This is a genomic window from uncultured Polaribacter sp. (assembly GCF_947501385.1).
Classification (GTDB): Bacteria; Bacteroidota; Bacteroidia; order Flavobacteriales; family Flavobacteriaceae; genus Polaribacter.
Genome location: NZ_CANMVP010000006.1, coordinates 76,690 through 101,362 on the forward strand (window position 1 = coordinate 76,690; position 24,673 = coordinate 101,362).

General features: G+C 29.7%; 27 protein-coding genes. 11 read left to right on the forward strand and 16 right to left on the reverse strand.

Annotated features, from left to right (window positions below):
• Positions 1–18: 18 nt before the first annotated feature.
• Complete coding sequence (locus Q0998_RS05590) at positions 19–1,230, reverse strand: HD domain-containing protein (protein ID WP_299667369.1); 1,212 nt, start codon at positions 1,228–1,230, stop codon at positions 19–21.
• A 144-nt stretch (positions 1,231–1,374) separates the two neighbouring features.
• Here Q0998_RS05590 and Q0998_RS05595 point away from each other — a divergent pair, with 144 nt between their 5' ends.
• Positions 1,375–2,922 (forward strand): bifunctional response regulator/alkaline phosphatase family protein, encoded by a 1,548-nt coding sequence (locus Q0998_RS05595; RefSeq protein ID WP_299667372.1) that lies wholly within the window; start codon positions 1,375–1,377, stop codon positions 2,920–2,922.
• 93 nt (positions 2,923–3,015) lie between these two features.
• Here the strand turns inward: Q0998_RS05595 and Q0998_RS05600 are convergent, their stop codons facing one another.
• Positions 3,016–3,243 carry a DUF2442 domain-containing protein gene (locus Q0998_RS05600; RefSeq protein ID WP_299667374.1) on the reverse strand — a complete coding sequence of 76 codons (228 nt, stop codon included), beginning with the start codon at positions 3,241–3,243 and terminating at the stop codon, positions 3,016–3,018.
• A gap of 8 nt (positions 3,244–3,251) precedes the next feature.
• Positions 3,252–3,482, reverse strand: a complete 231-nt coding sequence (locus Q0998_RS05605) for a DUF4160 domain-containing protein (RefSeq protein WP_299667377.1) — start codon at positions 3,480–3,482, stop codon at positions 3,252–3,254.
• Positions 3,483–3,761: 279 nt separating this feature from the next.
• Between Q0998_RS05605 and tsaE the strand changes: the two genes are divergently transcribed.
• The 3 genes from tsaE to Q0998_RS05620 all read left to right on the forward strand — a co-directional run bounded on the left by tsaE (position 3,762) and on the right by Q0998_RS05620 (position 5,859).
• Entirely contained in the window at positions 3,762–4,172 is a 411-nt protein-coding gene (gene tsaE, locus Q0998_RS05610) for a tRNA (adenosine(37)-N6)-threonylcarbamoyltransferase complex ATPase subunit type 1 TsaE (protein WP_299667380.1), read from the forward strand.
• 4 nt (positions 4,173–4,176) lie between these two features.
• On the forward strand, positions 4,177–5,373 hold the full coding sequence (locus Q0998_RS05615; RefSeq protein WP_299667383.1) for an alanine dehydrogenase: 1,197 nt from the start codon (positions 4,177–4,179) through the stop codon (positions 5,371–5,373).
• A gap of 117 nt (positions 5,374–5,490) precedes the next feature.
• Positions 5,491–5,859: a DUF4258 domain-containing protein gene (locus tag Q0998_RS05620; RefSeq protein WP_299667385.1), complete on the forward strand. Its 369-nt coding sequence runs from the start codon at positions 5,491–5,493 to the stop codon at positions 5,857–5,859.
• Between the two features lie 103 nt (positions 5,860–5,962).
• On the opposite strand, the gene Q0998_RS05625 is transcribed toward Q0998_RS05620, so the two are convergent.
• Together Q0998_RS05625 and Q0998_RS05630 are read right to left on the reverse strand one after the other, a co-directional pair.
• Positions 5,963–6,553, reverse strand: a complete 591-nt coding sequence (locus Q0998_RS05625) for a DUF1801 domain-containing protein (RefSeq protein ID WP_299667388.1) — start codon at positions 6,551–6,553, stop codon at positions 5,963–5,965.
• A 6-nt stretch (positions 6,554–6,559) separates the two neighbouring features.
• Entirely contained in the window at positions 6,560–7,231 is a 672-nt protein-coding gene (locus Q0998_RS05630; protein WP_299667391.1) for an RNA methyltransferase, read from the reverse strand.
• 39 nt (positions 7,232–7,270) lie between these two features.
• Between Q0998_RS05630 and Q0998_RS05635 the strand changes: the two genes are divergently transcribed.
• Both Q0998_RS05635 and Q0998_RS05640 read left to right on the forward strand, forming a co-directional pair.
• Positions 7,271–7,957, forward strand: a complete 687-nt coding sequence (locus Q0998_RS05635; protein ID WP_299667394.1) for an NAD-dependent deacylase — start codon at positions 7,271–7,273, stop codon at positions 7,955–7,957.
• Between the two features lie 92 nt (positions 7,958–8,049).
• Positions 8,050–8,400 (forward strand): DoxX family protein, encoded by a 351-nt coding sequence (locus Q0998_RS05640; RefSeq protein ID WP_299667396.1) that lies wholly within the window; start codon positions 8,050–8,052, stop codon positions 8,398–8,400.
• On the opposite strand, the gene Q0998_RS05645 is transcribed toward Q0998_RS05640, so the two are convergent.
• The 9 genes from Q0998_RS05645 to Q0998_RS05685 all read right to left on the reverse strand — a co-directional run bounded on the left by Q0998_RS05645 (position 8,397) and on the right by Q0998_RS05685 (position 14,544).
• Entirely contained in the window at positions 8,397–8,774 is a 378-nt protein-coding gene (locus tag Q0998_RS05645; protein WP_299667399.1) for a DoxX family protein, read from the reverse strand. The genes Q0998_RS05640 and Q0998_RS05645 overlap by 4 nt on opposite strands.
• 116 nt (positions 8,775–8,890) lie before the next feature.
• A complete protein-coding gene (locus tag Q0998_RS05650; protein ID WP_299667402.1) occupies positions 8,891–9,358 on the reverse strand; it encodes a DUF6495 family protein in 468 nt (155 codons plus the stop codon).
• Positions 9,359–9,488: 130 nt separating this feature from the next.
• Entirely contained in the window at positions 9,489–9,935 is a 447-nt protein-coding gene (gene rplI, locus Q0998_RS05655; RefSeq protein ID WP_299667405.1) for a 50S ribosomal protein L9, read from the reverse strand.
• A 14-nt stretch (positions 9,936–9,949) separates the two neighbouring features.
• A complete protein-coding gene (rpsR, locus tag Q0998_RS05660) occupies positions 9,950–10,246 on the reverse strand; it encodes a 30S ribosomal protein S18 (protein WP_299667408.1) in 297 nt (98 codons plus the stop codon).
• A 3-nt stretch (positions 10,247–10,249) separates the two neighbouring features.
• Positions 10,250–10,591: a 30S ribosomal protein S6 gene (gene rpsF / locus Q0998_RS05665; RefSeq protein ID WP_299667411.1), complete on the reverse strand. Its 342-nt coding sequence runs from the start codon at positions 10,589–10,591 to the stop codon at positions 10,250–10,252.
• Between the two features lie 104 nt (positions 10,592–10,695).
• Entirely contained in the window at positions 10,696–11,784 is a 1,089-nt protein-coding gene (ald, locus tag Q0998_RS05670; RefSeq protein WP_299667414.1) for an alanine dehydrogenase, read from the reverse strand.
• Positions 11,785–12,000: 216 nt separating this feature from the next.
• Positions 12,001–13,116, reverse strand: a complete 1,116-nt coding sequence (locus tag Q0998_RS05675) for a hypothetical protein (protein WP_299667417.1) — start codon at positions 13,114–13,116, stop codon at positions 12,001–12,003.
• A 59-nt stretch (positions 13,117–13,175) separates the two neighbouring features.
• Complete coding sequence (locus Q0998_RS05680; RefSeq protein WP_299667420.1) at positions 13,176–14,000, reverse strand: hypothetical protein; 825 nt, start codon at positions 13,998–14,000, stop codon at positions 13,176–13,178.
• Positions 13,987–14,544 carry a sigma-70 family RNA polymerase sigma factor gene (locus Q0998_RS05685; protein WP_299667423.1) on the reverse strand — a complete coding sequence of 186 codons (558 nt, stop codon included), beginning with the start codon at positions 14,542–14,544 and terminating at the stop codon, positions 13,987–13,989. The genes Q0998_RS05680 and Q0998_RS05685 overlap by 14 nt, the downstream gene beginning before the upstream one ends.
• 207 nt (positions 14,545–14,751) lie before the next feature.
• Between Q0998_RS05685 and Q0998_RS05690 the strand changes: the two genes are divergently transcribed.
• Entirely contained in the window at positions 14,752–16,380 is a 1,629-nt protein-coding gene (locus Q0998_RS05690; protein ID WP_299667426.1) for a hypothetical protein, read from the forward strand.
• Here the strand turns inward: Q0998_RS05690 and priA are convergent.
• Positions 16,377–18,821 (reverse strand): primosomal protein N', encoded by a 2,445-nt coding sequence (priA, locus tag Q0998_RS05695; protein ID WP_299667429.1) that lies wholly within the window; start codon positions 18,819–18,821, stop codon positions 16,377–16,379. The genes Q0998_RS05690 and priA overlap by 4 nt on opposite strands.
• 459 nt (positions 18,822–19,280) lie before the next feature.
• Positions 19,281–20,474 (reverse strand): class I SAM-dependent RNA methyltransferase, encoded by a 1,194-nt coding sequence (locus tag Q0998_RS05700; protein ID WP_299667432.1) that lies wholly within the window; start codon positions 20,472–20,474, stop codon positions 19,281–19,283.
• 275 nt (positions 20,475–20,749) lie between these two features.
• Between Q0998_RS05700 and Q0998_RS05705 the strand changes: the two genes are divergently transcribed.
• The 4 genes from Q0998_RS05705 to Q0998_RS05720 all read left to right on the forward strand — a co-directional run bounded on the left by Q0998_RS05705 (position 20,750) and on the right by Q0998_RS05720 (position 24,628).
• Positions 20,750–21,475, forward strand: a complete 726-nt coding sequence (locus Q0998_RS05705; RefSeq protein WP_299667434.1) for a class I SAM-dependent methyltransferase — start codon at positions 20,750–20,752, stop codon at positions 21,473–21,475.
• Positions 21,472–22,149 (forward strand): ZIP family metal transporter, encoded by a 678-nt coding sequence (locus Q0998_RS05710; RefSeq protein WP_299667437.1) that lies wholly within the window; start codon positions 21,472–21,474, stop codon positions 22,147–22,149. Before Q0998_RS05705 ends, Q0998_RS05710 begins: the two co-directional genes overlap by 4 nt.
• 110 nt (positions 22,150–22,259) lie before the next feature.
• Complete coding sequence (locus tag Q0998_RS05715; RefSeq protein WP_299667440.1) at positions 22,260–22,718, forward strand: hypothetical protein; 459 nt, start codon at positions 22,260–22,262, stop codon at positions 22,716–22,718.
• Positions 22,715–24,628, forward strand: a complete 1,914-nt coding sequence (locus Q0998_RS05720) for an ATP-binding protein (protein WP_299667443.1) — start codon at positions 22,715–22,717, stop codon at positions 24,626–24,628. Before Q0998_RS05715 ends, Q0998_RS05720 begins: the two co-directional genes overlap by 4 nt.
• Positions 24,629–24,673: the final 45 nt, after the last annotated feature.

Consider the following 24,673-nt stretch of genomic DNA (forward strand, 5'->3'; position numbering starts at 1 on the left):
GTTTCCTCTAATCTCATTTTATTTTGGATAACAAATAAAGTGTTTTACAACGGGTATTGTCAATGCTTGTAAATTTAATTGATCTGATGCTTTTGCAATGTCTTTTAGCTTTCCTTTTTTACTTAAAATATAGATAGGCGATTTTAAATTATAGGCCTGATTGCTGATTTCTTGATGAAACACAAAGTAATTCGCTTCCTCTTCAGTAATATTTAATTTCTTAATTACTTTATCTTTTTTCTTTTTTATATAGGTTTCTTTAAATATTTCTTGTCTAATTTCTATGCGCAACAACTTTCTATCAACAATCATTTTTGAAAGTAGTGATAGAATTTTATCTTCATGGTTTACCCATTCTTTAATAGCAGACAACACATCATAATCATCTAACTTAGAGAACATATTTAAAGTTTCATTTGTAAAATTTTCTTTTGAAATTTGATTGTATAAAAAATAATGTAAGGAAGAACTTGCATGTAGCGTATCTCCGTTTTCTGCCAATTCTTTTGCTCTTTTTAGAACATTTACCAATATATTTTCTGCCACCAAACCTGTTTTATGTAAGTATACTTGCCAATACATTAGTCTTCTAGCAATTAAAAATTTTTCTACAGAATAAATCCCTTTTTGTTCAATGACCAATTCATCATCTTTTACATCCATCATGGCAATTAATCGGTCTGATGAAATATTTCCTTCTGTTACACCTGTATAAAAACTGTCACGTTTTAAATAATCTAACCGATCAATATCTAACTGACTAGAAATCAACTGACATAAAAATTTGCGGGTATTTTTACCTTCAAAAATTTCGATAGCCAAACTCAGTTCTCCAGCAAATTCTTTATTTAATTTCTTCATAAATTTCAAAGAAATTTCTTCATGACTAATGCCGCTTACAATACTATGTTCTAATGCATGAGAAAAAGCACCATGACCAATATCATGCAATAAAATAGCAATGCACAGAGCATTTTCTTCTTCTTTAGAGATTTTAACCTGCTTAAAGCGTAACACTCTAATTGCTTTTTGCATTAAATGCATGCACCCAATGGCATGATGAAAACGTGTATGATTTGCTCCTGGATACACCAAATTAGAAAAACCCATCTGCGTAATTCTTCTTAAACGCTGAAAGTAAGGATGTTCTATAATATCGAAAATTAATGAATTTGGTATTTGAATAAACCCATAAATTGGATCATTCAATATTTTAAGTTTGTTGGGCATTTTTTTCTTCAAAAGAGAGTTTTTATCAATCTATGGCAAAATACAAACATTATTTTTTTTGGCAATATTTTATTATTTTTAAAAGCAAGAAAGGATAACAAATAGTTACTTTTAACGTTACATGTTAAAATCTAAAAACAATATATGAGTAGTATACAAATTTTATGGGTGGATGATGAAATTGAATTGTTAAAACCACATATTCTTTTTTTAGAACGAAAAAATTATAAGGTTACCACCTGTACAAATGGTGCTGATGCTATTGATTTAGTAGACGAAGAAAATTTTGACATTGTTTTTTTAGATGAAAACATGCCGGGTTTAACAGGTTTGGAAACACTTTCTGAAATCAAACAAAAACAAGCCAATTTACCCGTAGTAATGATTACTAAAAGCGAAGAGGAATATATTATGGAAGAAGCCATTGGTTCTAAAATTGCGGATTACTTAATTAAGCCTGTAAACCCAAATCAGATTTTATTGAGTTTGAAGAAAAATTTAGATAATTCGCGTTTGGTTTCTGAAAAAACAACTTCTAATTACCAACAAGAATTTCGGAAAATTTCTATGGATTTGGCGATGGTAAATTCTTATGAAGATTGGATTGACTTGTATAAAAAACTAATTCATTGGGAATTAGAACTAGAAAACATTAGTGATCCTGGCATGTTAGGAATTTTAGAAAGCCAGAAACAAGAAGCAAATACACAGTTTTTTAAATTTATAAAGAAAAATTACGAAGATTTTTTAACAGCACATGACAAACCTACCTTTTCACACACTATGTTTAAAGACTATGTAGTTCCTGAATTATGCAAAGATCAAGGAGTTTTATGGGTTGTGGTAGATAATCTTCGATATGACCAATACAGAATTTTAGAACCACTAATTAATAATTACTACAAAAAGGACGAAGAATACACCTATTTTTCAATCTTACCTACCGCAACTCAATATGCTAGAAATGCTATTTTTTCTGGACTGATGCCTTCAGAAATGGAAAAGCGTCATCCTAGTTTTTGGAAAAATGATACTGATGAAGGTGGAATGAACTTGTATGAAAATGAATTTTTATCGGCACAAATAAAGCGTTTAGGACTTGATATTAAACACGAATACTATAAAATTACCAATTTAAAAAATGGAAAAGATTTAGCAGATAATTACAACGGAACCAAACAAAATGATTTAACTGCCGTGGTTTACAATTTTGTAGATATGCTTTCACATTCCAAAACAGAAATGGAAGTAATTAAAGAATTGGCTGGAGATGACAAAGCCTACAGAAGTTTAACGTTAAGTTGGTTTAAGAATTCGCCTTTGTTTGAAATCATTCAAAAAGCACAGCAATTAGGACAGAAATTAATTATTACAACAGATCATGGAACCATTAATTGTAAAAACCCTACCAAAGTAATTGGTGATAAAAACATCAGTTCTAATCTCCGTTATAAAACAGGTAGAAGTCTTTCCTACGAAGAGAAAGATGTATATGCAGTTAGAAATCCGAAGGACATTTTCTTACCAACAGTAGCAATGAATAGCCCGTTTATTTTTGCGAAAGAAGATTTGTTTTTTGCCTATCCGAACAACTTTAATCATTTTGTGAAATATTTTAAAAACACCTATCAACATGGTGGTGTTTCTTTAGAAGAAGTAATCATTCCTTGTGCGGTTTATAGTCCGAAGTAATTTTCAGTAAAGCTCAAATTCATTTTTGTTTTAGTTTTTTTAATTTATTCAAAAAAACATGTTTTTGTCTTGAATACTAAAATTGAATAAATTTTAAACCTTTATATCATCTTTTTTGAATTCAAAAAATCCCTCAAAGCTTAAATCTTCATCTATTTCTTCCCAATGAATACCAAAAGGAGAAAGCTCATAGTTTAAGCGTTGTTTTTTTGTTGATTTTTCTAATTTAGGAAACCATTCTAAAGGCATAGATTTTTTTATTCCTTTCTTTGTCTCCAAGAAAATACTATTATTCTCAAACCAAATTTTTGATATTTCCATAATTTAATTCATATAAAATAATTAGACCAAGCACTGATAATTAAATCTTTATTTTCTTCTATTAAAGATTCTGCAAGTTTTAAATCTTTGTTTTTTAATCCTTTATTTTTCACCCATTCCATTGTTTCAATATCAAATTTAGCTTCACCATCTGCATTTCTTACATGAACGTGGATGGGAATGTGCTCATTAGAATAGAAAAAGAACCTTAAACCAAAAGCTCTAAATAGTGTTGGCATATTTATGATTTCTAATTTTACTAAATTACAAAAAAAAATATTCCTATTTTTTTTTTCTCAAATAACTTTACTCTTTTTGTAAAAATACATATCAACACAATTTCTTTAGAAGTGATGATCTTACTTTTTGTGATTTATAGTCAGAAGTAATTTTATTTAGCAGTAAACAAATCTATATTATTTTTTATTCGTTTATAGTCAGAAAATATTATTGAAATAAAAATTTAAAATCACACCTCGCAAGTATTAAAATACTTTGAGGTTTGTTATTTTTGCAACATGAATAAAAATTATTCTTTAAAAAATTTATCTGAAATTGCGTCAGAAATTATTGCATCCACAAAAAATAAAACACTTTTATTGTACGGAGAAATGGGTGTTGGTAAAACAACACTCATCAAAGAAATCTGCAGTCAATTGGGTGTTTTTGATACCATCTCCTCTCCTACTTTCTCTTTGGTAAATGAATATCAAACTTCAAAAAACGAGACAATTTTTCATTTTGATTTTTATAGAATTGAAGATGAAGAAGAAGCATTAGACATGGGAATTGAAGAGTATTTATACAATGACAATTGGTGTCTTATTGAATGGCCTGAGAATGTCGAAAATTTATTACCTTTAGAATCCGTTGAAATCCATTTATCAACTCTTGAAAATGGCCAACGTAATATAAAACTAACATCATAAAAATATGAGTCCATTTTCTCCATTTAGTAAAGAAGAATTACTTCCTCAAGAAGAAATGCTAGAAATTAAAAAACAAAAAGGAGAATTATTTATTGGCCTACCAAAAGAAACATATCTAAGTGAAAAACGAGTTTGTTTAACACCAGATGCAGTTGGTGCTTTAACTGCAAACGGACATAGAGTTGTTATCGAAACTGGTGCAGGAGATGGCGCAAACTTTACAGACAAGGAATATTCTGATGCTGGGGCAAAAATTTCTTACAATGTTGAAGAAGCTTTTAAATGCAATATTGTTTTAAAAGTGGCTCCACCAACAGAACTAGAAATCGAATACATACATCCGCAAGCAATCTTAATTTCTTCTTTGCAATTAAAAACACAAACTAAAAAATATTTTGAGTGTTTGGCAAATAAGAGAATTACTGCAATTGCCTTCGATTATATAAAGGATGAACACGACACCTATCCAATTGTAAAATCATTAAGTGAAATTGCAGGAACCGCTTCTATACTAATTGCTGGCGAATTAATGAGTGGTGTTAACAAAGGAAATGGTTTATTATTTGGTAATATTGGTGGCGTACCGCCAACAAGTGTGGTGATTTTTGGAGCGGGAACTGTAGGTGAATATGCCGCAAGAACTGCCATTGGTTTAGGTGCCAGAGTAAAAGTTTTTGATAATTCTATCAGCAAGTTAAGAAAATTGCAAGACTGTTTGCACGCACCAATTTACACATCAACTTTGCAACCAAAATCGGTTTTAAAAGCATTAATGCGTTGTGATGTTGCTATTGGAGCTATTAGAGGCAAAAACAGATCTCCCATTTGTGCAACAGAAGAAATGATTGAAAAAATGAAAGAAGGTGCTATTGTTGTAGATGTTAGTATCGATAGAGGTGGTTGTTTCGAAACATCAAACGTGACCACACACAGTACACCAACTTTTGTAAAACACGGGGTAATTCATTATTGTGTGCCTAACATTCCTGCGCGATATGCAAGAACAGCCTCCGTTTCTATTAGTAATATTTTTACGCCTTATTTATTGAATATTGCTGAAGAAGGCGGTTTCGAAAATACAGCTAGGTTTGATAAAAGTTTAAGAAACGGAATGTATTTTTATCACGGAATCCTAACCAATAAAACCGTTGCAGATTGGTTTGATTTGCCTTTTAGAGATATTAATTTATTGATTTTATAATTGTTTATAAGAAGAAGTAAACAAAGCATAAAAATTTATAAATCTCTATAAAATAACTTTCAATATTATCAGAAGAAACAACTCCTTTTCCATAAATTTGCAGTTCAAAATTATAGAATGCTTTTAAAACGAATTGGATATTATTTAGTCGGCCTGTCTTTAGGTTCTATTGCCGTATATTTTTTCTGGCAAAAGAAAAATGCTTCTTTTGATTATGGTATGGATGCAAGAACGTTAAAAACGATTAGAATTAGAGAACGTGTTTTTTCTGATGAAGCTAAAAAATCGATGCTCCGATACGATATTGACACTACAAAAATTTCTACTATTTTATATGTAGGCGATGTTGATTTTGGAAAAGGGAATCCGAGAAAACAGCCTTGTGCAGAATATTATATAACAGGAACAAAAGAACTAAAAAACGTAAGTTTATTGGTAAAACGTTGCGATTCTACGGCAACCATTAAGAAAGTGATTGTTGACTGATATTAATTAGACTGTCATTCCTGCAAAAGCAGGAATCCATTAAAAACTTTTAAAATGTTTGTTTATCTGAAATAGTTTTCTGCTTCTTCAGGTATTACAAACACTAACACTTCTTGTACTTATCATTCAGTCCTACGCCATTTAAAATCAGTGGAATTATTTTTTCGAGTCTTTTTAATTTTGTCTGTTCTCTTTTTGCGTCAGAAATATAATCTGCATATTCTCTTTGTTTACTTAAAGAAAGTGTATTAAAACTGCTTTTAAATTCTTTGTTAGCATTTAATTCTTGTTGAAGCTCATCAGGAATTAACAATTCTTTTTTAGTTCTGTCTGATTTTATTTCTCTACCTAATTTTACATTTTCTATGGCTTCTAAAATGTATTCTTTTATTAAGTTTGTATCAATTTCTTCTAAAGAGTAAAAACGCCATTGCAGCATTGCTTTGGTTTTTCCTTCTTGTGCATTTACAAATACGTTTTTCTTGTCTTTTAACAATGCTCCTTGAAAGAACCACAAACCACAATAATTCTTAAAACCAGCCAAACCTACGATGTTTTTTCCTTGAAAAACATACGTTGGCGCGCCCCATTTAATTGTTTCTTCAACGGGTAAATCAGAAAAAATAGCTCGTAAAGTTTCTAGTTCTTTTCGCCATTTTTCTTTCTTGTTTATATATTGTTCAACAGCATTCATTTCTATTTATTTTAATTCTTGAAAATATCGTTCTTCTATTTTTTCTACATTCTTAATGGTTGTTTTCACCCAATTAAGGTACAAAATTTCTTTTTCTTCGTTTGATAATTGCCAATCTACATCAGAATTTCTCAATTTTGATGTGACATCTTGTAAAATAATTGCAGCCGCTACAGAAATATTTAAACTCTCTGTAAAGCCCACCATTGGTATTTTTAAAAAACCATCTGCATGGTCTATCACATCATCAGAAACTCCTGCTGCTTCTACTCCAAATACAAAAGCCGCTTTTTTAGAAATATCAAAATCTTGTAATACACAAGAATCGTTGTGTGGTGTAGTTGCAATTATTTGATAGCCTTTTGCTTTTAAACGCTCTAAACACATTTTTGTGTTGTCGCCATCTTCTCTATACCTATATTGATTCAACCATTTTTGAGAGCCTTTTGCCACGTGTCTAGATACTTTGTTCGTATATTTATTTTCAATTATATGTACATCTTGAATTCCAAAAATATCACAAGTTCTTACAACAGCACTTGCATTATGGGCTTGATAAATGTCTTCTAAAACTACCGTAAAATGACGCGTTCTATTCTCTAAAACGTTTTTAAACAAAGTTTTTCGTTTTGCTGTTAAATAATCTTCAAGATAATTTAATAGTTTTTTGTCAATCATATATACAAACATATCATTTAATTATTATTTTTACTAAATATGAAGAAAATAGTTGTTTTAACAGGCGCAGGAATTTCTGCTGAAAGTGGTATTAATACCTTTAGAGATTCAGACGGTTTGTGGGAAGGACATGATGTGATGCAGGTTGCCACTCCAGAGGGTTTTGCTGCAAATCCAGAGTTGGTTTTAGAGTTTTATAATCAGCGTAGAAAACAATTGTTAGAAGTTTTGCCGAATGAAGCACATTATAATTTGGTTCAATTAGAAAAAGACTTCCAAGTGGAAATCATTACGCAAAATGTAGACGATTTGCACGAACGTGCAGGAAGTAAAAATACCATTCATTTGCATGGAGAGCTTTTAAAAGTAAGAAGTTCTATGAATGAACATGAAGTTTTAACCTGGAAAAAAGATTTAGTTTTAGGCGATGTATGTGAAAAGGGAAGTCAATTAAGACCCCATATTGTGTGGTTCGGAGAAATGGTACCTATGCTTGATAAAGCGATAGAAATTACACAAACTGCAGATATTTTAGTAGTTATTGGTACTTCTATGCAAGTATATCCTGCAGCAAGTTTGGTGAATTATATAAAACCAACTACACCTATTTATTTTATAGACCCGAAACCTTCTATTTCCAAGAATGATTTTAATCATTTAACAATTATTAAAGATGTTGCCAGCTCTGGAACGCGTAAATTCTTGAAAATGGTATCTCAAATTTAGTTTATCGTTTCTATCAAAAAAGATCATAATATTTTAGTATTTTTGAGATTGTTATACTATACAAAAAAACTTCTTTAATTTAAATTACACCTTTGGATTTACTCACACTATTAATTTATTTTTCAAGTTTGGCTTTTATTTATTTTGGGATCAATTGTTTTTATTCAAAATTTATTATCGCTGAATTCGAAAGATACAGACTACCAATGTATCGAAAGTTAATTGGAGTTCTTCAGTTAATAGGAGCCGCTGGTTTATTAATTGGGTACTATTTTAGTCCAATAATCTTGCTATTATCTTCAATTGGATTATTTTTATTAATGCTTGCTGGATTCTTAGTAAGAATAAAAATAAAGGATAATTTTATTAAATCTTCACCAGCTTTTACTTTTGCTGCACTCAATTTATTTATAGCGCTAAAAACTTTTAGTAAATATTTCTAAATCGATAAAAAAATAACAATCAAGTTTAGTACTAAAAATAACGAAGCAGGAAAGGATTTGTACAATTCGTCTTTTATTTTAATATGCATTATTATTGATCCCAATAGTAGTATTGATAAACCTATCGTTGCAATCAAAGTTAAAAATTCAAATGCTATGGAAGCTAATAACAATAGCGCTAAACTTATTTTTAAGAAGCCAATAATATAACAAAATGATTTAGAGAGGCCGTATAATTTGAACTCTTCAATAATAGTTTTAGCATTACCACCTCGCCATTTTGTGTTCTTTTTTGATTGTAACAACCAAACATTTAAGATACTTACACCAATAATTATTTTTAATACAATTATAACGTAGTCTTTTAATTCCATAGATTTTTATTTGTAAATTAATTATATCGACTAAATTATAAAAAAGAAAATTCTTAAAAAGAATTAATCGTTTTATTTTTTTCTTCTTTTTAAGACATTCATTTAAAGCAGCTCAACTAAGAGACCAACTGATTAAAATATTCAAAAATTTCTCCTTTAGAAATGGAACTTCCTTTTTCCATCAAGTCAAAAATCTCTAGATTTCTCTCTGTATGATAAGGTTTTGAACCTTTAAAGATATCTACAGAATTGTCCATAGGATTTTGCATTAACCATTCAAATCCTTTTTGTTCTAGTAAATTGATATCCCAATTAATTTTTATGGCAATTCTATGAATTTCTTCGGCATCGCATTTAAACAAGTTGACAGAAGTCTTAGAAAAGTGTTCTATGTATTGTGTTTTGGTTAACACATCATCCCAAACAACATCAGAAAAAACATTCATTTCTTCTTCTGCAACGTCTGGTTTTTCTTGTTTTATCTGATTCCATTCTTTTACATCGATACTTTGAGAAGCTAAAAAACGTGCAAAATCTTCATGTAAACTTTCAAATTGTTCTTTGGTAAGTTGTCTGTATTTCATTTTAGTTGGAAGTTGGAAATTAGAAGTTGGAAGTTAGAAGTTAGAAGTTAGAAGTTCAAGTTTTGGAATTTGAAGTAAAAAAAGCTCGTTATTTCTAACGAGCTTTTTGTATATTTATTTAAAGTAAAACTTATTCAGCTACTACTTCAAAAGTAATATCAGCAACTACTGCTCTGTGTAATCTTACAGAAGCTTCGTATTTACCTAATCTTTTCACAGAACCACCAACAACCTTAATAAATTTCTTATCTAGATCTGTTCCTGCTTTAGCTATTGCTGCAGCTAAATCTATATTGTTCACAGAACCAAATAACTTGTCTCCTGAACCTGTTTTAGATGCAATTTTAATATCATATCCTTTCACTGTTTCTGCTATTTTATTAGCATCTTCAATTACTTTAGCTTCTTTATAAGCTCTTTGCTTTACATTCTCTGCTAATACTTTCTTAGCTGAAGAGGTAGCTAAAATAGCTTGTCCTGTAGGAATTAAAAAGTTTCTACCATACCCGTTTTTAACGGCTACAACATCATCTTTAAATCCTAAATTTTCTACGTCTTGTTTTAATATCAGTTCCATTGTCTACGCCTTTATTATTTTAATAAATCTCCAACATAAGGCATTAGCGCTAAATGACGACACCTTTTAATTGCTTGCGCAACTTTACGTTGATATTTTAATGAGGTTCCTGTTAAACGTCTTGGTAAGATTTTACCTTGTTCGTTTACTAAATACATTAAGAAGTCTGGATCTTTATAATCGATATACTTGATACCTTTCTTTTTAAATCTACAGTATTTTGCTTCTTTCTTCGTGTCTATATCTAATGGCGTTAAATATCTAACGTCAGCAGATTTACCACCTTTTGCTTGTTGTTCTATTGTTGCCATGTCTTATTTTTTAGTAGATTTAACACGTTCACGTCTTTTTTCAGCCCAAGCAGCAGCATGTTTATCTAATCTAACAGAAAGGTAACGCATAACGCTATCATCTCTTCTAAATTCTAACTCAAATGCAGTAATTTCTTGACCAGAAATTTTGTATTCTAATAAGTGATAAAAACCACTTTTCTTTTTTTGAATTGGGTATGCTAATTTCTTTAAGCCCCAATCTTCTTTTGAGATCATTTCAGCTCCTTTAGAAACTAAATAATCTTCGAACTTTTGTACTGTCTCCTTTATCTGAGTGTCAGATAAAACGGGATTCAAAATGAAAACAGTTTCGTAATGATTCATAAATTAAATATTTATTGTTTATTTTTAAGGGTGCAAATATAAGAACTTTTTACTTATCCTCATCATTAATTTTTAAATGTTTAATTAGGATAAAAGTTTGAAACTTATTTTAAATCAAAAGCTTCGTTTATTTCTTTATAAACCACTTCTCCTTTCACAATACTTAATCCTTTTAATAGTGCTTTGTCTGTTCCACAAGCTTTTTCCCAACCTTTGTTTGAAATATTTAAAATATAGGGCAGAGTTACGTTGGTCAAAGCTATTGTAGATGTATATGGAACTGCTCCTGGCATATTTGCGACACAATAATGTACAACATCATCTATAATATAGGTAGGATCTTCATGTGTTGTTGCTTTTGTGGTTTCAAAACATCCGCCTTGATCTACAGCTACATCAACCACAACCGTTCCGGGTCTCATCTCTTTTAACATGTCTTTGGTGATTAATTTTGGCGCCTTTCCTCCTTTTACCAAAACTCCACCAATGATTAAATCGTGCGTTTTTATATTTTGTCTGATACTATATTCATTAGAAAAAGCCGTAATTACATGGTTTGGTAGTACGTCATTTACATAGCGTAAACGTTTCATATTAATGTCCATAATAGTTACATGTGCGCCTAAACCTGCCGCCATTTTTGCAGCTTGTACACCTACAACTCCTGCGCCTAAGATTAAGACTTTTCCTGGCGCAACTCCTGGAACGCCTCCTAGTAAAATTCCACGTCCTTTAATTGGTTTTTCTAAATATTTTGCGCCTTGTTGCACAGCCATTCTTCCGGCAACTTCAGACATTGGTGTTAATAATGGCAAGGTTCCTTCTTCATCTTCTACCGTTTCGTAAGCAATACAAATCGCTTTACTTTGAATCATTGCTTTTGTTAAAGCTTCACTAGAGGCAAAATGGAAATACGTAAAAACAATCTGGTTTTCTTTAATTAAAGGATATTCTGATGCAATGGGTTCTTTTACCTTTACAATCATTTCACTTTGCCCATACACATCTTCTATGGTTGCTAAAATAGTTGCGCCAACATCTATATAATGTTTATCGAAAAAACCACTGCCCTCGCCAGCTGTAGATTGTATATAAACTGTATGATTTTTCTTGGTTAGTTCAAAAACACCTGCAGGCGTCATACCTACTCTGCTCTCGTTGTTTTTAATTTCTTTAGGAATTCCTATTTTCATTTTGCTTATTTAAGTATTATAAGCACGTAAAAATAGTTTGTTTTTCTGTGATTAAATAGCTAAAATATCCATTGAGCTAATTATTCTGATTTCACACAAATACTTCTTAAAAAAATTAATATTATCTAATTAAAATTGATAATAATGAAGAATATATAAAAGTCAGCTTTTTACGGCTGACTTTTTATAAAGTGTATGGTTCATTTGCTAAAAATACTAGTCCAGATCAAAACGAATTCCCATAGAAATGTTTCTAATTTCGGTATCTTTAAAAAGTGGATTCAGATCATACTTCACATATAAACTTGTAGATCTATAACCTAAATATGCACTCAAACCATAATTGACCGTATTCATATGAAAGTTATCATATTGTAATTGTTCTAATTCTGTTCCTTGTGCATCTTTATATTCTAAATATTGTCTTGTTCCTAATTTAAAACCAACAAAACCACCAACTCCTAAACGTACAGATCTATTGGTTCTGTCGTATACAAAGCCGTCTTTATATTTTTTGTTTTTTGAAAAATCCCACTCTAAATGCACAGGGAAATTCATTTGTACATGTCTTAATCTACTTTCTGATAAATTTTCTGAAAACACTTGTAATTCAGTCATATCTCCATTTTTAACATGATATTGATTGTTGTCTGCTCTTAAATTATTCCAAAGAAAAGACAAACCATATTTAAAATATAATTGAGAGGCCTCTTTTGTAAATCTCGTTTTCCAGCTAAAACCTAATTCATAAAAATGAGACTGCCAAAATTTATATTCAGAATCATTTAAGGAGGCTAGTTTATGATCTGTCAAAACGTTATTTACACCCATTGCAAATATAAACTGACTAGTTGTGCTTCTACTTGTTTTTCCTTTTTTCTTCAATTTTCTTTTCCTTGCTTCTCTCTTCTCTGTTTGGGTGTCATAATACTCATCATTATCTTTAAATTTGAAGGTTTTACTTCCAATGGTAAACGTATTTACATCGTCATCATCAAATTGATCTTCCTTGGAACTTGCAATTTTACCATTTGTTTTGTCTTGTACTAAGATTTGCAACAAACGCTCTTGCTCGCCCACTTGAGTTTCTATTTTTTTAGCGTGGTATGCAGCGATTTCCTTTTTTAATGTGTCTGCTGTGGTCTTTGTGACTTCTCCATTGGCTAATTTTCGATCAATTTCTTTCACTTTCATTTTTAAAGAATCTTTCTGAGTCTTTGTAATCAGCTCTATTCTTTTAGAAATCTTACGGACTTCTTTTTCAAATGTTTTTTCTTGTGATGTTACAGCTATGGTGACAAAAAAGGCTAATAATAGTAGAGTTTTTTTCATTTTTATGAGTTTTAAGTTTTTTTATTAATTTAGGAATAAGATGAAGCGCAGTAACGTTTTTAATCATTTCTACTTGCAATTGCAGTAGCAATATTCGATATTTTTTTCTTTAAGGATTTTAAGAAATTATTCTGAAAATCGTCTTCATGAATACTTTGTTCTACTTCTGCTAAAATGGTTTCAGGATTCACTTTTAAATTCGATTTTTTGAGCTCACTTTTAATCGTTTTTAAAATAGCATCTCTACTCACATTATATTTTGCGTAATATGTTTTTACTTCATTTGGTGTATGTGTTACTGCATACAATAAATCTTCTGCGTTTACTTTAATTCGGCTATTTTTTACTGTTTGAACGGTTTCTGATACTTTAGATTCCTCTCCCGAAACTTCGAGATTCGGAATGACATTTTGTGTTTTTTCTTTAAATTTAGCTATTCTTGTTTTCTCTATTTGTTTAGGTTTATTTTTAGCAATTACTTTTCTAGTTGTAGCTTCCTTTTTCTTCGGAATGAAGGCCTTAGGCTTCATTATATTTTCTTGTTTTTGGGTTGCTTTATCATTCTTAACAATTGCTTCCTCAATAGGAACTTCATTAAAGATTTCATTTATTTTATTGTTGATAGAAATTGTATCTATTTTAGTATGTACTATGATATTCTTAGGAATAACTATTTGTTCATCTTCAGAAAATAGGTAGAATCCTACTGAAATTAAAATCAAAATACTTGCTGCATAGCCGATATAAAAAAACCAACCTTTCTTTTTTTGCTGTGGTTGTTCGTCTAATTGTGCCGACAAACGTTCCCAAGCAGAAACTGATGGTTCTAAAGTTCTATTCGCAAACTTCTCTTTTATGTTGTTGTCTAATTTATTTGTTTTCATGAATTATTGTATTCATTTTATAATAATTTTGCTGCAATAATTTACGCGCTTTAAATAACTGCGATTTTGATGTACTTTCAGAAACACCTAATTTTTCTGCAATTTCTGAATGTTTATACCCTTCTATGGCGAATAAATTAAACACCATTTTGTATCCTTCTGGCAATTTATCGATAAGTTTCTGAATGTCTTCTACAGTAGTATTTTCTAAACTTTCTGTGGCTGCATCGTTAAAAACAAAATCTTCATCAGATACATCGACTAAATTCTTTTTACGGAGATAAGAAATGCAAGTATTCACCATAATTCTACGAATCCAACCTTCAAAACTACCTTCATGTTTAAACTTTTGCAAATTGGTAAAAACTTTTAAGAACCCTTGCAACATCAAATCTTCTGCATGGTGCAAATCTTTTACATATTGCCTGCAAACGCCCATCATTTTAGGTGAAAACTGCTCAAACAATTGTTTTTGCGCTTCTCTATTGTTTTCACTCGCTTTTTTTATGAGCGATTTCTCGTTATGCAATTTTATAATTTTCAAGCCTCTTGATTCCGTTTTTACTGCCTTACAAATATATAGACTCCCAAAGTTTTAAAAAGGTTGCTTGGAGGAAAAATAATAATTAGTTTTTTTTGATTTGTAATCATTGGTTGATGATTTTATCTGCCTATTAATGTGTTAGACTTGATGTATAGTACTTTTATGGCATAAAAATTGATGATTTTTTAATACCAACTAACTACAACAATGAAAAAAAAAATCTTCTTACTTATTGCGATTATTCCGTTTATACTGTATTCACAAACTAACAATAACTTTAAAACCATTTCTGGCTTTATATATCATGAAAAAGCTCCACTTGCTTATGTTAAAATTTCCATAAGTGATACAATTACAAGTACTTCAAGCGATTCTAAAGGTTTTTATAAAATTGATGCCAAGGCTGGAGATATTTTGAGTTTTAAATATCCGGGACTAAAAAATAGTATGATTTTAGTTGAAGATGTAACTGCAACTCTTAATATTGTTATGAGAAATAAAAATACCATTCTTAAAAATAAACAAAACAAGCTTTTAAAATTAGGGGGTAGTAATATCGGGTCTTCGTCAACAAATGTTGTTATAATAGCTATTGATGGAAAAAGCTTAGATAAAAATGCGGCAACATTAACAGCAGCTATTTTAGAAAAAATTCCTTTTTTACATGCCAAACAAAATAATTTTGGAGAAAATATTCTTTATATAAAAGGAGCAGAATTAGATGGCCCTGTTTTGTGGGAAATAGATGATTTTTATTACAATATTCCCATTCCTATTTATATTTCTGAGGTAAAAAATGTAACGATACTTAATTCTGATTTAAATGGCTGCATCATAAAGGTGAAAACTACTATTGATTATTCTAAAATTGAAGATATTAATTATGATAATTATTTCTTTTCTGATGTTGATTATTACAATTATGATGCTATACTATATAAAGATAGAATTGTATATACTCCAGATTACATTCATGAATTTAAAAATACAGCCACATCAAAAGAAGCACTACATGTCTATTTAGAGCAACACTCAAAATATAAAACTCAAGTTAATTATCATTTTAATATTATAAATTATCTTGAAAAAAAATATGCCGATAAAGATATATTATTAAAAGTTCTTTCAGATTATGAAGAATTGGCTACTAGCAATCCAGAGGATTTAAAAGCAATTGCTTATAAATATCAAGAATTAAATGAACATACAAAAGCTTTGGTCGTTTACAAAAAATTGGTGAATCTTAGACCAGAATATGCACAATCCTATAGAGATTTAGCGCAGGCTTTTTTAGACTTAAAAGATTACAGGAGCACATGGTTAATTTATAAGTTCTATTTAAATAAAGGTTTTAAAATAGAAAATAACGATATTGGAGAAATCTTCTCTTCTGAAATAATTTCTAGCTATCATAAAGATAAAAATGGTTCCCATAAAAAAATCAAAATAAGCAATGTCGAAAAAACTACTAAGAGTGATGTACGATTAGTCTTTGAATGGAATACCTCTGAAGCTGAATTTATTCTTGAATTTGTAAATCCAAATGATGAAGTATATGCAATTGAAAATTCTACAAAAATTAATAACGATTTAATCATCGACCAGAAAAAGAAAGGATATACCTCAAAAGAAATTCTAATTGAGAGATTAAAATATGGAGATTGGTTGGTTAATTTTACATATTTGGGTAATAAACAATACAAACCAACAATTTTAAAAGTTACAAGTTATTATAATTGGGGAAAACCCAATCAAAGAAAACAAATAAACGTTTATGAATTTACAATTCATAATGTAAAAACGCAATTATTAAAGTTAAACAGCTATATGCTCTAATAAGCATCTACATCAATAATAAAACGAATGGGTCTAAAATCTTTTACCGCTTCAAAGGTGTTTCTAATTTTTGTAATCTGATTTTTTGTGTTTGCCAAACTCTGTTTTGGTGGAATTTTAATTACGATATTCTTAATATATTGATTTCGAATTCTTGCAATTGCTGGCGCTGTGGGTCCTAAAACATGTTCACCAAAAGAGCTGTATAATGCTTTAAACAACCAATTGACTCCGCTATCTACTTTGTTAAAATCTCTATGCTTTAACGTAATTTTAATCAATCTATAATACGGCGGATACTTGTATTGCCAACGTTCTTGCAACTGTTCTTTATACATCTCTGTATAACTAGTTGTCGAAACTTGTTGTAGAATTTGATGAAACGGATTGTAGGTCTGAATCGCCACATTGCCTTGTTTTTTACTTCTTCCAGCTCTTCCAGAAACTTGCACCATCATTTGATATGCACGTTCATGCGCCCTAAAATCTGGAAAATTCAACATGGTATCGGCATTTAAAATTCCAACTAAAGAGACATTGTCAAAGTCCAATCCTTTAGATAGCATTTGTGTTCCGACCAAAACATCAATTTCTCTGGCTTCAAAAGCTCCGATAATTTTCTGATAGCCGTATTTTCCACGTGTGGTATCTAAATCCATTCTACCAATTTTAAAATCAGGAAAAATTGCTTTCAATTCCAATTCTATTTGTTCAGTTCCAAAACCTTTGGTATCTAGAGTATTGCTTCCACAAGCACCACAGCTATTGGGCATTGCGCGTTGATAATTGCAATAGTGACAACGCAATTCGTTTTTAAATTTATGAAACGTTAATGTAACATCGCAATTTGGGCATTCAGGCGAAACTCCGCAGGTTTTACATTCCACAACTGGAGAATAACCACGCCTATTTTGAAATAATATAACTTGTTCTTTTAGGTCTAAAGCTTCTTGAATTAATTTGAGCATTCTATCCGAAAAATGACCATTCATTTCCTTTTTTCTGTACTTTTCTTTTACGTTAATCAATTCTATTTTTGGCAATTGTACATTTCCATGACGCCTGTTCAATGTTACAAAACCATATTTATTTTCTTGTGAATTAAAATAACTTTCTAAAGAAGGAGTTGCAGAACCTAATAAGATTTTAGCATTGTGAATCTTTGCTAAAACAATCGCTGCATCTCTTGCATTGTACCGCGGTGAAGGTTCAAACTGTTTATACGAAGTTTCGTGTTCTTCATCAACAACAATTAAACCTAAATTTGAAAATGGAAGGAAAATAGAAGATCTTGCGCCTAAAATTATCCGTGCTTTTGTTTTATTCTCTAAAACATTGTTCCATACTTCTACCCTTTCATTGATTGAATATTTTGAGTGAAAAACAGAAATTTGTTCACCAAAATAAAACTGCAATCGTACAATAATTTGTGTAGTCAAAGCAATTTCTGGCAATAAAAATAAAACCTGTTTTCCTTTGTCTAAAACTTCTTGAATCAGTTTTGTATAGACTTCTGTTTTTCCAGAACTTGTTATTCCATGTAAAAGTGTAACGTCTTTCTCCTTAAAAGTCTCTTTGATTTCAGCAAGTGTTTTTTCTTGAAACTCATTTAATACTTTTAAATCGTTGGTATTTCCTTTGTATTGAACTCTATCTGTTTGAATATGATAAATTTCGAAGATATTTTTATCTGCCAAAGATTTTAAAATAGCAGAAGAAACCTTGGCTTTTTCTGTTAAATCTTTTGCTTTGATTGGTTTTTTGGTAGTTGCTAATTGAAAAAACGTTAAAACAGCATCTCGTTGTTTTTTTGCTCTAGATAGTTCTGATAAAAGGGAGTTTAAAGATTCATCTGAACTATAATCTGAATGCAAACGAACATACTTTACCAATTTAGGTTTGTATTGTTCGTAAATTTCTTCTTTGATATAAATGGCAGATTTTTTGATCAGCTCATTTACAGTAGGCATTACTTTTTTCTTACCTAAGATATCGACAACCTGATGAATGGTTAACTGCGACTGATGTTGTAGCGCTTCAAAAATTAAAAACTCATCATCTTCCAAAATAGAATCGTCTAAAAAGGCATCATTTTTATAAATAATAGTTTCACTTTCCAACAAGAATGCAGAGGGCAAAGAAGCTCTGTACACATCTCCTAGAGAACACATATAATAATTAGCAATCCATTGCCAATGTTGTAATTGCTGTTCATTCACCAACGGTTTTTCATCTAAAATTTGATGAATCTCTTTGGCTTCATATAACGTTGGTGCGTTGGTATGAATATTAAAAACCAAACCGGTATACATCTTTGTTTTCCCGAAAGAAACCGCGACACGCATTCCTTTTTGCAAGAAATTTGCTTCGTCTTCAGTTACAGTATAGGTAAATGTTCTCTGAATTGGAATGGGTAATATGATGTCTATAAAATGTGGCAAATGTTTTTAAAGTATTTGTCATTCTGGACAAGGTACAAAGTGAAGCATCTCTATTTTAAATGTAGAGATTCTTCCTTCATACCCTGACTGCGGCAGGCAGGTTCCTTCTGAATGACAATTGAGATTCAAAATTACGTAAAATTTATATGAAAACTTAATTTAAATAACGAATGTCGTTTCGAAATTAGAGAAAAACTAATGATTGAGAAATCTTTTATATTAATATGAGATTCCTCCTAATTTTTCGTTCGGCATAAAATAGAATGAATTAAAATGAGTACCAATTTATAAATAAAGTTGGCAAACATACTTAGCCCTGATTGTAGCAATTGTTTGAGCTCTTTTTTATTCTTTTTCTGAATAAAAAAAGCGAGTGCGAAAAGCAGGAAATAGCTTCTAAAAAAAATCACGATACTTACTGATAGATTAATTCGTTCCTAGCATGACTAAAAAAATGTTTTAATCTTCAGAAACTATCTCAGCATCAGTATCTTCTGTATGTTCTTTAAATTTACGGGTTCCTTCATACAACTCGTACTTCACAAACTTACAGTCTAAATCGGCATTTTTTAAAGCAATTCTTCTAGAGGTTCGCAAGCCTACAGATTTTAAAGCATCGGTATCTGAGGTAATTAACCAAGCAGTAGAACCTGGATAATTATTTTTTAACGTATCGCCAATTTTCTTATAAAATTCTTCTGTATCGATATTTAGACGTTCACCATAAGGTGGATTGAACAAAATAGTGGTATTTCCAAAAACCTCTTTTTTAGAGTTGAAAAAATTAACATGATGCACACCAACAAATTCATCTAAATTAGCATTTTCAACATTCGCCTGTGCTTTTTGAACTGCGGAAGGTGCTTTGTCAAAGCCCATAATCTTAAAATGAGAGCTTCTTATTTTCTTCAATAAAGATTCTTGAATCGTAAAATATAGTTCTTCATCATAATCTTTCCAATGCTCGAAAGCAAAGAGTTTTCTGTTGATATTTGCAGGAATATTATTCGCAATCATTGCTGCTTCAATTAAAATAGTTCCAGAACCACACATAGGATCTATAAAATTTTCTTCGCCCGTATAACCCGATAATAAAACCATACCAGCAGCCAAAACTTCATTAATTGGTGCAATATTGGTTGCCGTTCTATAGCCTCTTTTGTGCAAAGAATCTCCTGAAGAGTCTAAAGAAACGGTTAACCAGTCTTTCTGAATATGAATGTGAATTTTAACGTCTGGATATTTTAAATCTACATTGGGTCTTTTGCTATATTTATGACGAAAATAATCTGCAATTGCATCTTTAGATTTCAAAGAAATATAATGCGAATTAGAAGTAAAATTCTTAGAATTTACAACAGCTCCAATTGCGAAAGTACCTTCTACATCTAAAAAGTTTTCCCATTTTATTTTCTGAATAGATTCGTATAAATCTTCTTCATCATAAATTTTACAAGTTTTTATAGGCTTTAAAATACGAACAGCAGTTCTTAGAGCAATATTTGCTTTGTACATAAAACCTTTGTCTCCTCTAAAAGAAACGCTTCTTACAGCTTCTTTTACATCTTGAGCACCCAACTCTTTCAACTCCTCAGCTAAAACACCTTCTAAACCAAAAAGTGTAGTGGCTACCATTTTAAAATCTCTTTCCATACTTGTAAAATTGACTGCAAAAATACGTTTTATAAATAGGATAATTCGCCACGAGTTCACGAATTTTTCTTTTAGTTGAATAACACGTTAGATTCTTGAAATATTTATTATTTTATTCATTAATAACAAGTGTAACTCGTCAATTTTATAAAAATTAGTAGTTTGTTGAAATTTCATTTCGAAGCACGTAAGATTTGGTTACTTTTACAGACTGAAATAAAAACTGCAACGATAACTTTTTGTAAAACAAAAGAAGCATACTTTTTCTATTATATATGAAAACAAAAGATTGGTTTACAGATTGGTTTAATACAAAGTATTATCACATTCTCTATAAAAACAGAAATACGAGTGAAGCCCAATTATTTATTCAAAATATCACAGAGCTCTTAAACTTAAAAAAATCGACTCATATTTTAGATTTACCTTGTGGTAAAGGGCGTCATGCTGTTTTTCTGAATTCCTTAGGATATCGAGTTACTGGTGGGGATTTGTCTGAAAATAGCATACTTGCTGCTAAAAAGTTTGAAAATGACACTTTAGATTTTAAAGTTCATGATATGCGCAAGCCTTTCAATAATAAGTATGACGCAATTTTTAACCTGTTTACAAGTTTTGGGTATTTTGAAGATGATCGTGAAGATATTTTAATTTTACAAAACATAAAAAACGGACTGACAAAAGATGGTTATTTTGTGTTCGATTTTTTAAATGCCAAACTTGTAAAAGAAAACTTGGTAAAACAAGAAACAAAAATTGTAGAAAATATTACCTTTCATATCACAAGAGAAATTACAAATGGTTTTATTTTAAAACATATTTCTTTTCTAGTAGACGGAAAAACTCACTCTTATACAGAGCGAGTAAAATATTTAGATTTAGAAAAAATGACTTCTTATTTTGATAAAGTTGGTTTTACAATTACCCATGTTTTTGGAGATTACAACTTAAATAAGTTTGATGCTGAAAATTCTAATCGATTAATTTTAGTAGCAAAATGAATTATATCTTACTAATTGCTTCTGTACTTTTAGGTTCGTTAATTGTTTTATTGGCAAAACCTAGTAATAAAATTGTGCGGTTATTGCTAGCTTTTAGTGGCGCTTACCTACTTTCTGTTACGATTCTACATTTATTACCAGAAGTATATACAGCAACTAGTAATTATAAAACAGTTGGTATTTTTATTTTAGTCGGTATTATTTTACAATCGGTTTTAGAATCTTTTTCTAAAGGTGCAGAACATGGTCATATCCACATGCATTCAGATGGAAAGAAATTTCCAACTTTACTTTTTACAAGTCTTTGCTTGCATGCTTTTTCTGAAGGTTTACCAATCCATCATGCGGATAGTAATTTATTATGGGCAATTGTGGTACATAAAATTCCGATTGCCATTGTTTTGACAACTTTTTTAATTCAGACAAAATATCCTAAAAAGACAATTTTTGGGTTTCTTTTTTTCTTCGGATTGATGAGTCCTTTAGGAGTTTTATTAGGAGATAAAATTGAATTCTTTTCCACCTACTATATAGAAATAACGGCACTTATTGTTGGGGTTTTCTTACATATCTCCACCATCATTCTTTTTGAAAGTTCTGAGAATCATCAATTTAATTTGAAAAAATTTATGGCGATTCTTTTAGGTGTTTTGTTAACTGTTTTTACTTTATAGTTTTTTTCCCTACATTTAAGGAAAGAAATATACCTATTTGTAGGTATATCTATGTTTCGAATATTTATGATATTTGGGAAAGTATTACTAACTGATAAAAACTAACTAAAATGAAAATTCAAAAATCAAAGATTAATATTTATTCACCATCACAAACATTCAAAGATATATTTTCTTTAAAATATGCCCCGCACAGTAGATTATTTTCAAATCAAAAAAATGAAAAACAAATCTTGATCTATTTTTTATCTCATGAAAATACTGAAATAATTAACGGTATTAATTTAGGTAGGGATTCCGAAGGTTTTTTTCATATTTATATTAAAACGAATGAACCAAAGAATAATAAAGGGAATGTAATTGCTGTTCAAGTTCTAATAGAATGTAAAGATTATTCAGAAATTATATTAGAAATAAAAAATAAAAAAAATATTATAATTGGTATTTTAAATACCGATACAAAAATTGCAAGTTCAGATTATAGGCATGGTGGATTACCTACAGACCCAATACCTACATATCCTCCTTTTGCACCTACAAATTCTCTTTTTGATGGAATTAAAAAATGAGATTATTCTTTATAAAATTACTATTTTATTTATTTCCTCTCTCTCTTTTTTGTCAAACAAATTTATCTATTGAACAACTCAATGATTCTATAGAACAAGCTATTAGAAATAGAAAACCAAAGAAAGCAAAAGAATTAATATCCATTCTATCTTTAAAAGAAAACAAATCTTTTGAAGATAGATTTTTATTGAATAAGAATACTTTTTTTTATCATTTTATTCAACAAGAATTTGATAGTTGCCAACAACAAATTTCAATAATAAATAAGTATAAAATCAAGCTATCTGAAAAAACTAAAGCAAATCATAATATTAATATTGCATTTTTAAAGGGATCTCAAAATCAAATAGATTCTAGCGCAAATTATTTTGTAAAAGCATTAAAATTTTATGAAAATGATTCACTTAAACATTTTGATAAAAAAACAGTAATTTATTCTGGTTTGTATTCATTATATAGACAATTAGACAATAGAGAAAAAGAATTTGCCTATTTAAAATTATATGTAAAAGAATCTAAAAAAGGAAAAACACCAAGTAGAATTGCATACAGTTTAAATAGTCTAGCGGTGTTTTATGATGATAATAATGAACCAGAAAAAGCACTAAAGAGTTTTCAAGAAGCTTTAATATTCATGAAATCTCAAAGAGATGCTAATACAATTTATCAAAATATTGGTTCAATCTACCTTAATCATTACAATAATGTAGATTCCGCTTTTTACTATAATAAAAAAGCAATAAATAAATTTACATCAAAAAGAACACTTGCTCACATACATAAAGACCTATCAATTATAGAAAAAAGAAAAGAGAATTTTATAAAAGAGAATAAGGAACTAGAAATTGCATTAAAAAATATAAAACTTGATAAATTTCCAGAATTTGAAGTAAATCTTTATAAAAGCCTATCCATAAATAATAAAAAGCTTAAAAATTTTCAAAAATCATTATATTACTTAGAACAATATGATTCACTTAATAATGTATTGAAGAATCAATCATTAATAGGGAAAGTAGAAGATATTGAGACTAAATATCAAACAGAAAAAAAAGAGAAAGAGAATTTAATATTAAAAGCGCAAAATTTAGAAACAGAAGCCAAAAGAATAAAAAATAGAAACTTCTTAATAGGTGCTCTCCTATTCATTTTATTAGGAGGGACAATTGGGATTTTATCACTAAAAAACTCCAAAAGAAAAAGAAAACTAGCTGAGCAAGAAAAAGAAATCCAAACTCAAAAAAACCTTACCCTTTTAAAAGAACAAGAAATTACTACGATTAATGCAATGGTAGATGGACAAGAAAAAGAACGCAAACGCATTGCAGAAGATTTACATGATAATTTAGGCTCTGTTTTAGCAACTTTAAAATTACATTTTGAGAATCTTCAATTTAATAAAGAAAAGAAAAAAATAAATCAAGAGGAATTGTTTAACAAAACAGAAAGCCTAATTGATGAAGCCTATTTAAAAGTAAGAAGTATGGCACATGCAAAAAATGCGGGTGTCATTGCAAATCAAGGTTTATTGATTGCTGTACAAATGATGGCAGAAAAAATTACTTCCGCAGATAAAATTAACATCGAAGTCATTCATTTTGGGTTGGATAAAAAACTAGAAAATAGTTTAGAAATTACTGTTTTTAGAATTATTCAGGAATTAATTACAAACATAATCAAACATGCAGAGGCTAATAATGCGACCATCAATATTTCTTCTTATGATCAAAATCTAAATATTATTGTTGAAGATGACGGAAAAGGTTTTGACATCAACAAAGTAAATCAAAAAGATGGAATGGGAATTGGCTCTATAAAAACGAGAGTTATGCATTTGAATGGAACTTTTGTAATCGATACTACTATAAACAAAGGAAGCTCAATCATTATGAATATTCCTACAGACTAATTACTTACTTGTAGTGATTTTTAAAGTTTTATAAATCGCTATTTT

Coding starts and splice junctions, on each gene's coding strand:
- Q0998_RS05590 (WP_299667369.1), bottom strand. CDS start 1,230: ATGCCCAACAAACTTAAAATATTGAATGATCCAATTTATGGGTTTATT.
- Q0998_RS05595 (WP_299667372.1), top strand. CDS start 1,375: ATGAGTAGTATACAAATTTTATGGGTGGATGATGAAATTGAATTGTTA.
- Q0998_RS05600 (WP_299667374.1), bottom strand. CDS start 3,243: ATGGAAATATCAAAAATTTGGTTTGAGAATAATAGTATTTTCTTGGAG.
- Q0998_RS05605 (WP_299667377.1), bottom strand. CDS start 3,482: ATGCCAACACTATTTAGAGCTTTTGGTTTAAGGTTCTTTTTCTATTCT.
- tsaE (WP_299667380.1), top strand. CDS start 3,762: ATGAATAAAAATTATTCTTTAAAAAATTTATCTGAAATTGCGTCAGAA.
- Q0998_RS05615 (WP_299667383.1), top strand. CDS start 4,177: ATGAGTCCATTTTCTCCATTTAGTAAAGAAGAATTACTTCCTCAAGAA.
- Q0998_RS05620 (WP_299667385.1), top strand. CDS start 5,491: ATGCTTTTAAAACGAATTGGATATTATTTAGTCGGCCTGTCTTTAGGT.
- Q0998_RS05625 (WP_299667388.1), bottom strand. CDS start 6,553: ATGAATGCTGTTGAACAATATATAAACAAGAAAGAAAAATGGCGAAAA.
- Q0998_RS05630 (WP_299667391.1), bottom strand. CDS start 7,231: ATGATTGACAAAAAACTATTAAATTATCTTGAAGATTATTTAACAGCA.
- Q0998_RS05635 (WP_299667394.1), top strand. CDS start 7,271: ATGAAGAAAATAGTTGTTTTAACAGGCGCAGGAATTTCTGCTGAAAGT.
- Q0998_RS05645 (WP_299667399.1), bottom strand. CDS start 8,774: ATGGAATTAAAAGACTACGTTATAATTGTATTAAAAATAATTATTGGT.
- Q0998_RS05650 (WP_299667402.1), bottom strand. CDS start 9,358: ATGAAATACAGACAACTTACCAAAGAACAATTTGAAAGTTTACATGAA.
- rplI (WP_299667405.1), bottom strand. CDS start 9,935: ATGGAACTGATATTAAAACAAGACGTAGAAAATTTAGGATTTAAAGAT.
- rpsR (WP_299667408.1), bottom strand. CDS start 10,246: ATGGCAACAATAGAACAACAAGCAAAAGGTGGTAAATCTGCTGACGTT.
- rpsF (WP_299667411.1), bottom strand. CDS start 10,591: ATGAATCATTACGAAACTGTTTTCATTTTGAATCCCGTTTTATCTGAC.
- ald (WP_299667414.1), bottom strand. CDS start 11,784: ATGAAAATAGGAATTCCTAAAGAAATTAAAAACAACGAGAGCAGAGTA.
- Q0998_RS05675 (WP_299667417.1), bottom strand. CDS start 13,116: ATGAAAAAAACTCTACTATTATTAGCCTTTTTTGTCACCATAGCTGTA.
- Q0998_RS05680 (WP_299667420.1), bottom strand. CDS start 14,000: ATGAAAACAAATAAATTAGACAACAACATAAAAGAGAAGTTTGCGAAT.
- Q0998_RS05690 (WP_299667426.1), top strand. CDS start 14,752: ATGAAAAAAAAAATCTTCTTACTTATTGCGATTATTCCGTTTATACTG.
- Q0998_RS05700 (WP_299667432.1), bottom strand. CDS start 20,474: ATGGAAAGAGATTTTAAAATGGTAGCCACTACACTTTTTGGTTTAGAA.
- Q0998_RS05705 (WP_299667434.1), top strand. CDS start 20,750: ATGAAAACAAAAGATTGGTTTACAGATTGGTTTAATACAAAGTATTAT.
- Q0998_RS05710 (WP_299667437.1), top strand. CDS start 21,472: ATGAATTATATCTTACTAATTGCTTCTGTACTTTTAGGTTCGTTAATT.
- Q0998_RS05715 (WP_299667440.1), top strand. CDS start 22,260: ATGAAAATTCAAAAATCAAAGATTAATATTTATTCACCATCACAAACA.
- Q0998_RS05720 (WP_299667443.1), top strand. CDS start 22,715: ATGAGATTATTCTTTATAAAATTACTATTTTATTTATTTCCTCTCTCT.